The following is a 13,398-nucleotide window of genomic DNA, read 5'->3' on the forward strand; positions in this document are numbered from 1 at the left end:
TCATGCCTTCCCGTTCGAGGCAAGTGCCCGATGAATGCTTTCCGCCGCGTCGCGGCCTTGCGCGACGGCCGAGACGGTCAGGTCGTCGCCGCCAAAGATGCAGTCGCCGCCGGCCCAGACGTTTGGCAGCGAGGTGCGGCCTTCGGCGTCGACCTTGATGCGGCCGGCTTCCAGGTCAAGCAAAGCCCCGCTGCCGTTGAGCGCAGCCGGGACAAAACTCTGGCCGATCGCCTTGAACACCTGGTCGGCGGTCAGTGTCAGCCGCTCGCCGGTGCCGACGAGCCGGTCGCCGTCCATCGCGGTGTATTCGAGCTCGATCGCCGACACCTTGCCGCCATCGGCAATGACCCGCTTCGGCTGCAGCCAGTGCCGGATGATGACGCCGTTGGCAGCGGCCAGGTCCTGCTCGAATTCGGAGGCGTTCATGTGCTCCGGGCCGCGCCGATAGCAGATCGTCACCTCTTCGGCCCCGAGCAGCTTCGATTGCACCGCCGCGTCGATCGCCGTCATGCCGCCGCCGATGACGACAACACGCCGGCCGACCGGCAGGCTGGCCAGATCACTGGCCTGACGGAGCTCGGCAATGAACTCGACAGCATTGGTGACGCCTTGCGCCTCCTCGCCATCCGCTCGCAAGGCATTGACGCCGGCAAGCCCCATGCCGAGGAACACCGCGTCGTAATTCCGGGTCAGGTCCGACAGCTGGTAATCACGGCCGAGCGCCTTGCCGTTCTGGATGTCGATGCCGCCGATCGACGTGACATAGTCCACCTCGGCTTGGGCGAAATTGTCGACGCTCTTATAGGCCGCGATACCGTATTCATTAAGGCCGCCGGCCTTCGGGCGGGCTTCCAGGATGGTCACGTCGTGGCCGTAGCGGGCGAGCCGATGCGCGGCCGCTAGCCCGGCCGGACCGGCGCCGACCACGGCGACGGTCTTGCCGGTCGGTTCGGGGCGCTTGTAGAACTGCTTGTTTTCGGCCATGGCGACATCGGTGGCGTAGCGCTGCAGGCGACCAATCTGCACCGGCTTGCCTTCGGCCACTTCGCGCACGCAGACCTCTTCGCACAGCGTTTCGGTCGGGCAGACGCGGGCGCACATGCCGCCCAAAATGTTCTGTTCGAAAATCGTCTTGGCCGAGCCGATCGGATTGCCCGTCGAAATCTGGCGGATGAACAGCGGGATGTCGATCGAGGTCGGGCATGCATTCATGCACGGCGCGTCATAGCAGAAATAGCAGCGGTCGGATTCGACCAGCGCCTCGTGATGATCGAGCGGCGGATGCAGGTCGGCAAAATTGTCGGCATATTGTTCCGGCGAAAGCCGCCCGCCGGCAATGCCTTGCTTGAACTGGCCTTCTGCCATCGTCAGTTCCCCATGTTCTTGTTTTGGGGAAGGCTAGCACGTTTTATTTTTTTATCAATTGGTCAATTTTCGGCCAAGCGACTGAAAAGCTTCAACAAACATGATTGTAATAATCATGTTTTTCCAAACGGCCATATACGTCACGAAGCAGGTACGGAACCGCATTCAGGAGCGTTGCCATGGAGCAACCTGATCTCGTCGCACAGCGCGACAAGTTCGGAAGTGAGCGACATCCGGCGCATGGATCAACAACCCCTCGTTGACTGCAAGCAAAGTCGAAAACCACAGGGCGCGCAACCCGGTAACATTTCCGGTTTGCCGTCATCTTTTTTGGTTGGCTGTCGGATTTTCGTCGTGAAGATCGTCCTAGAATGGATCGCGCATGATCGAAAAACCGCAAGGAGCACGACAATGCCACAGTCCCCCACGCCCTTCTTCTGGTACGAGCTGATGACCACCGATCTCGACGCCGCCGAGGCGTTCTACACCGCCGTGGTAGGCTGGCGGGGGCAGCCTTTCGACGGGGCGCCGGGCATGCCGCGCTATATCGTCATGAATGTCGGCGAGCGCGGCGTCGGCGGGCTGATGACGCTGCCCGATGACGCGCGCAAGATGGGAATGCCGCCGGCCTGGATCGGTTATATCCTCACCAGGGATGTCGATGCCACAACGGCCTCCCTCAAGAAGGCTGGTGGCGCGGTTCACCGCGAGCCAGACGACATTCCGGGCGTTGGCCGCTTCGCCGTCGTTGCCGATCCGCAAGGCGCGATGTTCAACTTCCTGCAGCCCAGCGGTCCCGACCAGCCGCCGCTACCATTGGCGACACCCGGCAACATCGGCTGGCATGAGCTCTACACATCAGACTGGAAGGCGGCGTCCGATTTCTATTCCAGTCAGTTCGGCTGGGAGAAGGGCGACGCCATGGATATGGGTCCGATGGGCGTCTACCAGCTTTTCGCCTTCGGCGGCGAGCCCGTTGGCGGCATAATGAACAAGCCCGAGCAGATCCCGATGCCGGTCTGGCAGTTCTATTTCAACGTGCCCGGCATCGACGCGGCAGCCAAGCGCGTCACCGACAATGGCGGCAAGATCCTGATGGGTCCGATGGAGGTCCCCGGCGGCAGCTGGATCGTGCAGTGCACAGACCCGCAAGGCGCCCATTTCGCGCTAATGGCACCGGTGCGGTAGCAACGTCGCGTCGCGATTGGCGAAACCGGCAGCAAAAACCGATCTCCCCCCTCGTGGGGGAGATGTCCGGCAGGACAGAGAGGGGCGCTGTCCCTCCAACCTTACGCTCTTTGAGAACTATTCCGGCGTCAGCACGGAAACTTTGAGATCGGGCTTCTTGGCGCCGCTGAGCTGGATGGTCGCCGGGCCGGCGGCTAGCTTGAAGCGCACGCTCTTGCGGATCCCCGGACAGGTTTTTATACCACTGAAAGCCGCCGACTTCACGGCTTTACCGTCCTGAACGACATCGATCCAAGCCTCATCAGACAGGCTGATCTGGAGCTCTCCCTCCGGGGGCACGGCCACGCTCGCCATCGCGCCGAATGTACCGGCTGCCGGCGCGCGTTCCGGCGGAACGGTGAAGCTGATCGTGCCGACCGGCGCCAACGCCACATCTGCAGCCTCGCCGACCGAAAGGTCAGCGCCGGACTGCGCGGCGGGCGCCGCCGCAAACAGGGCCTCCTCGCGCGTCACCGGCCATTTGAAGGCAGCACAGCCGGCATCGTCGGCCGTGGCGACGCTGGTGCCTGCAAGGATGGCGAATAGGCTGACGACGACTTTTCTCATGGCAAACGGAACCCACATGGTTTGGAGTGTCTGGATATCACTACAACTATAGCATTTAAAATACACGAGAGAAAAATATTAAAAGAACGAGGAACATTTCCAATCACTGATTGTGGCTGGCGGGCCATGCGAAGTGAATGGTCCCCTGTCGGGCGATGATCTATGGCCGGTTCGGGGGTAAAATGGAGTCTTAGATGAAGCTTTTCGACGGTCTTGTCAGATATCAGCTGCAGGCTCTGGCCGCATTGCGCTTCGTGACGGCACTGCAATTCATCGAACATGGTACGCAAAAGCTGTTCAATTTCCCCGTCGGCGACCATGCCGGCGCCCTGAGCGGGCTATCGCTGACCGCGGCCATCCTGGAATTCGCCGGTGGCATCCTGCTGGTATTGGGGCTTTTCACTAGGCCGGTGGCATTCCTTCTCAGCGGTGAGATGGCGATCGCCTATTTCATGGCGCACATGCCGCGCGACTTCTTCCCGGTCAACAATGGTGGCGATGCGGCAATATCGTTCTGCTTCATCTTCCTCTATCTGGTATTCGCCGGCGCCGGCGCATTGGCGCTGGATAACCGCCGCAGCGCCTGAAACCTCACCCACGCATCCGCTCGAAGTTCGCGTCGAACAGTGGGACCGGCTGCATGCGCGCAACATGGCGTTTGCCCAGAAGCTCGATCTCAAAACCGTCGACTTCGTCGGCAATCTCTTTCGGCACATAGCCGATAGCGACGGATTTTTTCGAATGATGCGCATAGCCGCCCGACGTGACCCAGCCGCGCACGGCGCCGCCATGCCAGATTGGTTCGTCGCCGATGACGTCGGCATCGACAGCATCGACGACAAAGGCCCGCAGCCGCAGTCTGCCGCCTTGCTTGCGCTCTGCCAGCGCCGCCTGCTTGCCGATGAAATCGGCCTCCTTGGCATAGGCGACGAAGCGATCGAGGCCGGCCTCCAGCGGCCCATAGATCGGCCGGTATTCGCGCGCCCATGAGCCGTAATTCTTTTCCAGCCGCAATGCGTTGAGCGCTCGCGAGCCGAACAGGCCGATGCCGAATTCTTCGCCCGCCGCCATCAGCGCCTGATAGGCGGCGCGCTGATATTCCGGCGCCACCCAGATCTCGTAGCCGAGATCGCCGGTGTAGCTGACACGCCCGACCAGACACGGCGCCATGCCGATGTCCATCTTGCTGATGGCCATGAACGGAAAGGCCGTATCCGACACATCAGATCGTGTGACCTTTTCAAGAAGGTTCCGCGTGCTCGGCCCGGCGATCGATAAGCCGGTGAGTTTTGCTCCCAGCGCTTCGATACTGACCGAGCCGTCCTTCGGCAGATGCGCTTCGAACCAGCGCATATGGTACTGCTCGGCGACGCCGGAGCCGGCCAGGAACCAGCCGTCCCTTTCCGAATTTGGGCTGCTGAGATTGGCTAGCGTGAAATCGCCAATCAGCCTGCCGTCTTCCTTCAGCATCGGCGCCAGCGTCATGCGGCCGGGCCTTGGCAGCTTGCAGGCAAGCAGGCGGTCGAGCCAGGCTGCAGCGCCCTCGCCCGTCACCTTGTATTTGGCGAAGCTCGAAATCTCCGACAGGCCAACGCCTTCTCGAACGGTCTTGACCTCATTTGCGACATGCTCGAAATCGCTCGAGCGCCGCCACGAGAACTCGTCCCTCACGCCTTCCGGCGCATACCATAGCGGCACTTCCAGCCCATAGGCGACGCCCCATTGCGCGCCTTTGGCCGACAGGAGATCATAGACCGGTGTGGTCTTGAGCGGCCGTCCAGCGGGCAGTTCCTCGTTGGGGAAGCGGATCGAAAACCGCCGCGAATAGTTTTCGCGCACCTTGGCGTTGGTATAGGCCATCGTGGCCCAGTCACCGTAGCGCGACACATCCATCGCCCAGATGTCGGCGCCGGGATCGCCCTCGATCATCCAGTTCGACAGCGCCAGCCCGACGCCGCCCCCCTGTGAGAACCCGGCCATGACACCACAGGCCACCCAGAACCCCGGCAGGCCGCGCACCGGCCCGACCAGCGGATTGCCGTCCGGCGCGAAGGTGAAGGGCCCGTTGATGATCTGCTTGATACCGGTGTTCTGGAAGGCCGGGAAATGCCGGAAGCCGACCTCCAGCGATGGCGCGATGCGGTCGATGTCGGGCTCGAGCAACTCGTGGCCGAAGTTCCACGGCGTCTGGAACTCGGACCATGGCTTGTTGGCCTTTTCGTAAGTACCCATCAGCATGCCGCCGCGCTCCTGACGCAGATAGAGCTCGCCATCAAAGTCGACTGCATGGATGATTTCCGTGCCGGTCTTCTGGTTCCAGGCGGCGACTTCCGGCATGTCCTCGGTGATCAGGTACATGTGCTCCATCGCCAGCACCGGCAGCTCCAGCCCGACCATGCGGCCGACCTCGCGCGCCCACAGGCCGCCGGCGTTGACGACATGCTCGGCCACCACCTCGCCCTTGTTGGTAATGACGCGCCACAGCCCGTCGGCGCGCCGCACGATGTCCTCGACCTTGGTGAAGCGCTCAACCTCGGCCCCAAGCTTCCTCGCGGCCTTGGCGTAGGCGTGGGTAACGCCGGATGGATCGAGATGGCCATCCTCCTTGTTGCGGACGGCACCGACGAACTGCTTGGGATCGAGCAGAGGCATCAGTTCGGCGGCTTCGGCCGGCGATATCTCCTCGAGCTCGATGCCGAGATAGCGGCCCTTGGCGACAACGCCGCGCAGCCAGTCGAGCCGCGCCTCGGTCGCCGCCAGCAGCACACCGCCGGTCAGATGCACGCCGGTCGCCTGGCCGGACAGTTCCTCAATCTCCTTGTAGAGCGAGATCGTGTATTTCTGCAGCTTGGCGACATTGGGATCGCCGTTGATCGTGTGCATGCCGCCGGCCGCGTGCCAGGTCGAGCCGGAGGTCAATTCATCGCGCTCCAGGAGCACGATGTCGGTCCAGCCGTGCCGGGCCAGATGGAACAGCACGGAGCACCCGACGACGCCACCGCCAATAACCACGACCTTTGCATGTGATTTCATGGGATTCTCGTCATTTCAAAGAGTTGGATGGGTTTCATGATTCTGGAAGAGAAGAAGATGAATCCGAGAAGAGTGGTGCTTAAGGCTCGCTCTGCCCGATCGCTTCCTTGCGCTTGGCTAGGTACGCCTCCAGCGCCTCGCGCCTGGAGATTTCCATCACCGGCTCGGCGTAGTCCTCCAGCGCCTTCTTCCACAGCCTGGTCGCACGCGACGTGGCGTCGAGCCCACCGGCCTCCTGCCAGGCCTCGTAGTTCTGCCAGTTGGACAGTATCGGCTGGTAGAAGGCCGTGGCGTAGCGCTCCAGCGTGTGTGGCTCGCCGAAGAAGTGGCCGCCGGTCGGAACCGCACCCAGAGCCTCGACGGCAAGCTCGGCCTCGTTGACTTCGATCGGGCGCAAAAACTCCATCATGTGCTGGATCATCTCGACGTCGATGATGAACTTTTCGAACGATGCAGTTAGTCCGCCCTCCTGCCAGCCGGCGGCGTGATAGACGAGGTTGCCGTGGCCTAGCACCGCGCCCCACAGCGCCATCAGCGTCTCATAGGCGCCTTGCGCGTCGGCGGCATTGGAGGCTGAGCCCGGTGTCGTGCGATAAGGCAGCTTGTAACGCCGCGCCAACTGTCCGGACGCGATGTTCGCCTTGGTATTTTCAGGCGTGCCGAAGGCCGGCGCGCCCGATTTCATATCGACATTGGAGGTGAAGGCGCCATACATCACCGGCGCGCCGCGACGGACGAGCTGCGTCAGCACAACGCCAAACAGCGCCTCGGCATTCTGCTGGGCGAGCGCGCCGGCAAGCGTCACCGGGCTCATCGCTCCCATCAGCGTGAACGGCGTCACCGCCACCGACTGGCCGAACTCGGCCATCGTCATCAGCCCCTCGGCCATCATCTCGTCGAAGCGGCGCGGCGAGTTGACCGAAATGATCGTGGTGACCCCGGGATCGTCGCGCATCTCGTCAAGCGTCAGTCCGCGCGCGATTGCCATCATCTTGATGCCGTCGAGCGCCCTGCCACGGCCGATGGCCGAGACGTGAAAGCTTTTGTCCGTCAGCGTCAGATTGGCGAAATAGGTGTCGAGATGACGGGAATTCGCCGGCAATTCCACCGGCGCGCAGACCTGGTTGCCGAGCATGTGGATGCAGTTGAAATGCTGCGCCAGGCGGACGAGATCGGAATAATCGCGCAAATTGCCGGCACGGCGGCCGCGCTCCATGTCGTGCACATTGGGCGGCCCGGCGACGAGCGTAAAGTTGATGGTATTGCCGCCGAGGTGGACGGCATGGGCGGGATTGCGCGGCGTCAGAGTGTAGCTGGACTGTGTCGTCTTCAGCGCTTCCTCGATCATGCCGCGATCGATGCGGACGTTCATCGAGGCATGATCGACCTTGGCCCCGGCCTTCTCGAACAGCGACAGCGCCCGCGGGCTCATCACCTCGATGCCGAAATTCTCCAGGATATGCATAGAGGCTTCATGGATCGCCTCGATCTGGTCGGCCGAGAGCATCGCCATCGGCGGATAAGGGTTTGTCACCCGCCTGAGCGGCAGTTGCGGGATGGCGGTCGGTCCCCTGTTGCTCGTTCGCTCGGCGCCGCGCTTGCGTCTTGGTTCGCTCATGCGGCGCATCAAAGCGCCGGCACGAGGATCGAGCTGTCAAGAATCCGCCACCTGCGGGCGTGATTTTAGCCAAGGCGCCATTCCGGGAATTGCATATCGGTAAAAGCGACAACAAACGTCGGAATCTTCATACTTCCTCAGCGCCTGCCAAAGCGGCCGACGAGCCGTTAAGGAACGCCGCAAGATTCCTTTTATGTTTTCGGCCTAATGCTCTTCCAATGCGTAGGTCGAGTTTTAGTAAAATTGTAGCGATTGCCGTGCCGCTGACGCTTTCGGCATGCGCGACGCCGCCGAACCACATCAACGATGTCTGCGCCGTTTTCGACCAGAACGACGGCTGGTTCGACAACTGGCAGGCGGCGGCACAGCGCGCCGAGCAGAAATATGGGGTGCCGGTCCCCGTGCTGATGGCGACGGTGCGCAAGGAATCCGGCTTCAAGAGCAACGCCAGGCCGCCGCGCACCAAGCTGCTGGGCTTCATTCCCTGGAAACATATCTCCAGTGCCACCGGCTTCTCGCAGGCGCTCGACGGCACCTGGGCGCAATACCAGAACGAGACCGGCAGTTGGGCGGCGCGCCGCACCAGGTTTGCCGATGCCGTCGATTTTGTCGGCTGGTATCATTCCAAGACCGCCGACACGCTCGGCGTCGCCCGCAACGACACCTACAATCTGTATCTCGCCTACTATCTTGGCTGGAATGCCTATAAGCGCGGCAATCGCGGCGGCGCCGACGTGCAGCGCTATGCGCACGCCACCGAACAGATGGCGCAGGACTACGCCGCGCAGCTACGGCAATGCGCGCCCTAGCATATCAACGGTATTTCAGCCGCCCTTGGGTTTGCGCGGCTTGCGCGTGGCGTTCTCAGCTTGGCGGCCGTCGCCGACTGTCGGCGGCGTGATTGGTGCCACCGCGCTATCGGCAGAGCTTGAGATGCCGCCGGTCTCTGAAACCTCGTCGCGAACCTCGTGACGGCGGGCTTTGGCGACCGCTTCGGCATTCTCCGCTGCCTGACCCTCGGCATCGGCTTCAACGCTGCCAGTCTTGCCATGCGGGCGCTTGGGCGGATCTCCAGCAAAGCCCGGGCCAACACCGTGGTTTGCATCATCCGGCACGCCCTCATTCGCCGCGTGTTCCTTGTCGAATTTAATCACCGGCTCCATTTTTGCCAGCACGTCGTCGGCCAGCCAGCACAGGCTCATATGACCGTCGCCGAGATTTTTGACCGGCGGCACCGTAGTTTCGCAAAGATTGTCCGGCACAAGTTTCTTGTAGCCGCAGCGCGTCTGGAACGGGCAGCCCGAGGGCGGGTTCATCGCCGACGGAATGTCGCCTTCGAGCACGATATGCCTTTTCACCACGCTGGTATCGGCAATCGGGATCGCCGACAGCAGCGCCTCGGTATAGGGGTGATAGGGCGGCGAAAATATCTGGTCGGTCGTGCCTTGCTCGACGATATAGCCGAGATACATGACGATGACGCGGTCGGCGATGTAGCGCACCACCGACAGATCGTGGCTGATGAACAGCATCGTGGTCTTGTTCTTGCGCTGGATGTCCATCAAGAGTTCGGTCACCGCCGCCTGGACGGACACATCCAGCGCCGAGACCGGCTCGTCGGCCACCACCACCTTGGCGTCGCCGGCAAAGGCCCGCGCCACGCCGATGCGCTGTTTCTGGCCACCTGAAAGCTGGCGCGGCTTGCGCGTCTCGAATGCCCTTGGCAGCTTCACCAGATCGAGCAGTTCCAGCATCCGCTTGCGGCGGTCGGCCACCGTGTCGCCGACATTGAACTTTTCCAGCGTACGGATGATCTGCGAACCGACCGAATGGCTGGGATTGAGTGTGTCGAACGGATTTTGGAACACCATCTGGATCGACGACACGGTGTCGACGCTGCGCTTCTCGATCCCGGTCGACTGGATTTCCTTGTTGCCCAGCTTCACGCGGCCGGAGCTTGCCGTTTCGAGGCCGAGCAACACCTTGGCCAGGGTCGATTTTCCGCAGCCGGATTCGCCAACGATAGCGACGGTCTCGGATTCGCGCGCCATGAAAGAGATCGTCTCGTTGGCCTTGACGACACGTCCTTCGCTCGAGCCGAACACTTCGCTGCCGCCGACTTTGTAGTACTTCCTGAGGTCTTCGATCTGGAGCACCGGCGCACCGGGCACCACGCGCTCGTTGACTTTCTTGGCGCCAGGCGGCAGCGCCTCCCAGTCGATCTCGTTGAAGCGTACGCAGCGCGAGAAATGCCCGTCATGGCCTTCGACCGCGATCATCGGAATTTCGGCGGCGTTGCAGACGCCCTCGACGAAATGGTGGCAGCGCGGGCCGAAATTGCAGCCCTTCGGCCGCTCGTGCGGCAGCGGCAACTGCCCCGGAATGGATATCAGAGGCCGCGAATTCTTGTCGGCGCCCGGCAACGGGATCGAGCGGAACAGGCCTTGCGTGTAGGGATGGCGCATCCGGTCGAAGACGTCCTTGATCTTGCCCGTCTCCACCGCTTCGCCCGAATACATCACCGTGATGCGGTCGCAGGTCTCCAGGATCAGGCCGAGATTGTGCGACACGAAGATCATCGAGGTCCCGAACTTCTCGCCCAGCCCCTTGACCAGATCGACGATACCGGCCTCAACCGTCACGTCGAGCGCTGTCGTCGGCTCGTCGAGCAGAAGCAGCGCAGGCTTCGACAGCAGCGCCATGGCAATGACGATGCGCTGCTGCTGGCCGCCGGAAAGCTGGTGCGGGTAGGAACGCATCATGCGCTCGGGATCCGGCAGCTTCACCGCGCGCACCATTTCCAAAGCGCGTTTATGGGCTTCGTCCTTCGACACCTTGTCGTGGATCAGTGGCACTTCCATCAGCTGCTGGCCGACCTTCATCGCCGGGTTCAGACTGGCCATAGGCTCCTGGTAGATCATCGCGATCTTGTTGCCGCGGATGGCGCGCAGTTCCTCGTCGGACAGTTCTCCCATGTCCTTGCCCTGGAACTTGATCTTTCCGCCGACGATCTTTCCGATGTTGGAGAGGTCGCGCATGATGCCGAGCGACACGGTCGACTTGCCGCAGCCGGATTCGCCGACGATGCCCATCGCCTCGCCGGGCATGACCGTGCAGGAAAAATCCATGACGGCCGGGATCTCGCCCTTGCGGGTGAAGAAGGAGATCGACAGGTTCTCGATCTCGATGATCGGCCCACTGGTCGGCCCATTGGTCGGCTTGGCGGGATTTCGAACTGCCTCATTCATGGGTCGCTCCAATCCTTGTTCTGCAGGCATGTCGGGCCGAACCCGGCATCGATCTTTCCCGGTTCAATCTTTCCCGGCATCAATCCTTCATCGACTGTTCGCGCAACGAATCCGCCAGGAGGTTGAGGCCGAGCACGAACGACATCAATGCGATCGTCGGCGGCAGCGCCGGGTGGATGAACGAGCGCAGCAGCCGGCTGGCATCCTTGATCGCCGTGCCCCAGTCCGGGCTTTCCGGCGCCAGTCCCAGCCCGAAATAGCCGAGCGTGCCGAGCAGGATCGTGGTGTAGCCGATGCGCAGGCAGGCGTCGACGATAAGCGGCCCGCGCGCATTGGGCAATATCTCCCACAGCATGATGTACCAGGGCGATTCACCGCGCGTCTGCGCCGCCGCAACATAGTCGCGCGTTTTGATATCCATGACCAGGCCGCGCACGATGCGGAACACGCCCGGGCTGGAGGCGAACACCACTGCCACGAAGATGTTGAGCTGGTTAGGATCGATGTGGATGATCTTGAACGGATCGGCGTCGAAGACAAGGCCGGCATAGATCCAGCCGCCAACGACCAACGTCAAGCCAAGCAGGATATAGAGGCGGTCGGGGCGGTTCTTATAGCGCGTCCAGAACAGCACACTGAAGAAGATGATCGGAAACAGGAAGAACAGCCCGGCCATCGCGTAGGGGATCGGCGTGTCCATGATGCCTGGCGTCACCAGCAGGTAGAACAGCAGGATCACCGGGAAGGCCAGCACAAGGTTTGCGAGGAAGGACAGCACCGTATCGATCCTGCCGCCGTAATAGCCAGCCGGCAAGCCGAGCGTGATGCCGACCATCAGCGCAAAGCCGGTTGCCGCCGGCGCGATGATCAGCACGATCTGGCTGCCATAGACCATGCGGGAGAACACGTCGCGGGCGAGCTTGTCGCCGCCGAAATAGTATACAAGTTTCGACGCCGGCTCGATCGCGCCCGGCAGCGCGTCCTTCATGATCGGCACCTGGGCGAGCGGATCGAAGGGCGCGACGGTCGATGCGAAGATCGCCGTGAACAGCCAGAACAGGCAGATGCCGACGCCGACGATGCCGACGCCGCTGTCGAAAAGCTGGCCGTAAAGGCCAAGCTTCTTCTTGTAGCCGAAGCTCGCCCCCATCACCAGGGCGAGAGCGATCCAGACCGGCCAGAAGCGGGTAAGCACGCCGAGTACGACGTTGAAGGCGCTGAGATATTCGACCTGCATCCGCCCGGTCTCCTATTGAACTCTGATGCGCGGATTGAGGAACGCGTAGCCGACATCGGAGATGAGCTGTGTGATCAGGACGATAAACACCGAGACCAGCGAGCAGCCGAGCAGAAGATCGATGTCGTTGTTGCCGGCCGCCTCGACCAGCGTGTAGCCGAACCCCTGGTATCGGAACATCACCTCGACGATGACGACGCCGGTGAGCAGCCAGGGGAACTGCAGCATGATGACCGTGAACGGTGCGATCAGCGCGTTGCGCAGAGCGTGCTTTACCACCACGCTGCCGAAGGAGAGGCCCTTCAGCCGGGCGGTTCGGATATATTGCTGCGTCATCACCTCGACCATCGAGGCGCGGGTCATGCGGGCGATGTAGCCGATGCCGTAGATCGCCAGCGTCATCACCGGCAAGGTGAAATTGTAGAAGGTGATGCCCTGGCTGGCCGAGGCCGCCGAGCCGTTCAGCACGCCGAGCCAGGAGGCGAAGATGACGGTGAAGATGACGCCCGAAACATATTCGGGCGTCGCCGTCGAGGCGATCGAAGCCACCGACAATGTGCGGTCGGTGCGTGAGCCCTCGCGCATGCCGGCAAGAATGCCGATCAGGAGCGAGACCGGCACCATAACCGCAAGCACGCAGAGCATCAGGATGCCGGTGGCGCTGAGCGCCGGAAAGAGTTTCGAGGCGACCGTCGTCTTGAATTTGGTCGAGCAGCCGAAATCGCCTTGCAGGATGCCGGAAAATGTCGGCACGACCGGATCGTTGCAGAAGGAGAAACGCTGCGCTGGCTTGCCTGTCGCCGGGTCGGTCACCGGCTGCTTGGGCACGACGCCCAGCCATTGTCCGTAGCGGACAAAGAAATTCTGCCGATAGCCATGATTGACCAGCCAAGCCTCGAGCTGCTCGGCCGATGTGTGCATTTCGGTTTGGCTGATCGCGAGCTTCTTCAGATTGGGCCCGAGATTGACCAGGAAGAAGACGATCATCGTCAGGCACAGCATCGTCAATGCCATGGTGCCGAGACGCCTGATAACGAAAGAAAGCATGGCGGTCCCCTGCCGGTCGGGTTGGGGGGTGGAACCGGTTTGCAAGCCGTGCCCTG

At 62.1% G+C, this 13,398-nt stretch carries 10 protein-coding genes; 3 read left to right on the forward strand and 7 right to left on the reverse strand.

Annotated features, from left to right (window positions below):
- Positions 1–1,365, reverse strand: coding sequence for an NAD(P)-dependent oxidoreductase (locus NKJ09_RS14110; protein WP_352495147.1), 1,365 nt, complete (start codon positions 1,363–1,365; stop codon positions 1–3).
- Positions 1,366–1,776: 411 nt separating this feature from the next.
- Between NKJ09_RS14110 and NKJ09_RS14115 the strand changes: the two genes are divergently transcribed.
- A complete protein-coding gene (locus NKJ09_RS14115) occupies positions 1,777–2,553 on the forward strand; it encodes a VOC family protein (RefSeq protein WP_352495146.1) in 777 nt (258 codons plus the stop codon).
- A 117-nt stretch (positions 2,554–2,670) separates the two neighbouring features.
- Here the strand turns inward: NKJ09_RS14115 and NKJ09_RS14120 are convergent, their stop codons facing one another.
- A complete protein-coding gene (locus NKJ09_RS14120; RefSeq protein ID WP_023720866.1) occupies positions 2,671–3,159 on the reverse strand; it encodes a hypothetical protein in 489 nt (162 codons plus the stop codon).
- A gap of 194 nt (positions 3,160–3,353) precedes the next feature.
- Between NKJ09_RS14120 and NKJ09_RS14125 the strand changes: the two genes are divergently transcribed.
- The gene (locus tag NKJ09_RS14125) at positions 3,354–3,746 is read left to right on the forward strand and encodes a DoxX family protein (RefSeq protein WP_023720867.1); all 393 of its coding nucleotides are present in this window, start codon (positions 3,354–3,356) and stop codon (positions 3,744–3,746) included.
- Positions 3,747–3,750: 4 nt separating this feature from the next.
- Here NKJ09_RS14125 and NKJ09_RS14130 read toward each other — a convergent pair whose 3' ends face one another.
- Positions 3,751–6,192, reverse strand: coding sequence for a GcvT family protein (locus tag NKJ09_RS14130; protein WP_352495145.1), 2,442 nt, complete (start codon positions 6,190–6,192; stop codon positions 3,751–3,753).
- 79 nt (positions 6,193–6,271) lie between these two features.
- Positions 6,272–7,810: a trimethylamine methyltransferase family protein gene (locus tag NKJ09_RS14135; RefSeq protein ID WP_352495144.1), complete on the reverse strand. Its 1,539-nt coding sequence runs from the start codon at positions 7,808–7,810 to the stop codon at positions 6,272–6,274.
- 218 nt (positions 7,811–8,028) lie between these two features.
- Between NKJ09_RS14135 and NKJ09_RS14140 the strand changes: the two genes are divergently transcribed.
- Positions 8,029–8,619, forward strand: a complete 591-nt coding sequence (locus tag NKJ09_RS14140; RefSeq protein WP_352495143.1) for a transglycosylase SLT domain-containing protein — start codon at positions 8,029–8,031, stop codon at positions 8,617–8,619.
- 15 nt (positions 8,620–8,634) lie between these two features.
- Here NKJ09_RS14140 and NKJ09_RS14145 read toward each other — a convergent pair whose 3' ends face one another.
- The 3 genes from NKJ09_RS14145 to NKJ09_RS14155 form a co-directional block, all read right to left on the reverse strand.
- Positions 8,635–11,058 (reverse strand): dipeptide ABC transporter ATP-binding protein, encoded by a 2,424-nt coding sequence (locus NKJ09_RS14145; RefSeq protein ID WP_352495142.1) that lies wholly within the window; start codon positions 11,056–11,058, stop codon positions 8,635–8,637.
- A 79-nt stretch (positions 11,059–11,137) separates the two neighbouring features.
- A complete protein-coding gene (locus tag NKJ09_RS14150; protein WP_352482929.1) occupies positions 11,138–12,295 on the reverse strand; it encodes an ABC transporter permease in 1,158 nt (385 codons plus the stop codon).
- Positions 12,296–12,307: 12 nt separating this feature from the next.
- Positions 12,308–13,342: an ABC transporter permease gene (locus NKJ09_RS14155; protein WP_023720873.1), complete on the reverse strand. Its 1,035-nt coding sequence runs from the start codon at positions 13,340–13,342 to the stop codon at positions 12,308–12,310.
- Between the last annotated feature and the right edge of the window lie 56 nt (positions 13,343–13,398).

The sequence above is a fragment of the Mesorhizobium sp. M0189 genome, from assembly GCF_040322135.1.
Taxonomy (GTDB): Bacteria; Pseudomonadota; Alphaproteobacteria; order Rhizobiales; family Rhizobiaceae; genus Mesorhizobium.

What these genes read in the sequence shown, in the direction of transcription:
- NKJ09_RS14140 (WP_352495143.1), top strand. Translation starts at nt 8,029, where the DNA reads ATGCGTAGGTCGAGTTTTAGTAAAATTGTAGCGATTGCCGTGCCGCTG.
- NKJ09_RS14125 (WP_023720867.1), top strand. Translation starts at nt 3,354, where the DNA reads ATGAAGCTTTTCGACGGTCTTGTCAGATATCAGCTGCAGGCTCTGGCC.
- NKJ09_RS14145 (WP_352495142.1), bottom strand. Translation starts at nt 11,058, where the DNA reads ATGAATGAGGCAGTTCGAAATCCCGCCAAGCCGACCAATGGGCCGACC.
- NKJ09_RS14110 (WP_352495147.1), bottom strand. Translation starts at nt 1,365, where the DNA reads ATGGCAGAAGGCCAGTTCAAGCAAGGCATTGCCGGCGGGCGGCTTTCG.
- NKJ09_RS14130 (WP_352495145.1), bottom strand. Translation starts at nt 6,192, where the DNA reads ATGAAATCACATGCAAAGGTCGTGGTTATTGGCGGTGGCGTCGTCGGG.
- NKJ09_RS14115 (WP_352495146.1), top strand. Translation starts at nt 1,777, where the DNA reads ATGCCACAGTCCCCCACGCCCTTCTTCTGGTACGAGCTGATGACCACC.
- NKJ09_RS14120 (WP_023720866.1), bottom strand. Translation starts at nt 3,159, where the DNA reads ATGAGAAAAGTCGTCGTCAGCCTATTCGCCATCCTTGCAGGCACCAGC.
- NKJ09_RS14150 (WP_352482929.1), bottom strand. Translation starts at nt 12,295, where the DNA reads ATGCAGGTCGAATATCTCAGCGCCTTCAACGTCGTACTCGGCGTGCTT.
- NKJ09_RS14135 (WP_352495144.1), bottom strand. Translation starts at nt 7,810, where the DNA reads ATGAGCGAACCAAGACGCAAGCGCGGCGCCGAGCGAACGAGCAACAGG.
- NKJ09_RS14155 (WP_023720873.1), bottom strand. Translation starts at nt 13,342, where the DNA reads ATGCTTTCTTTCGTTATCAGGCGTCTCGGCACCATGGCATTGACGATG.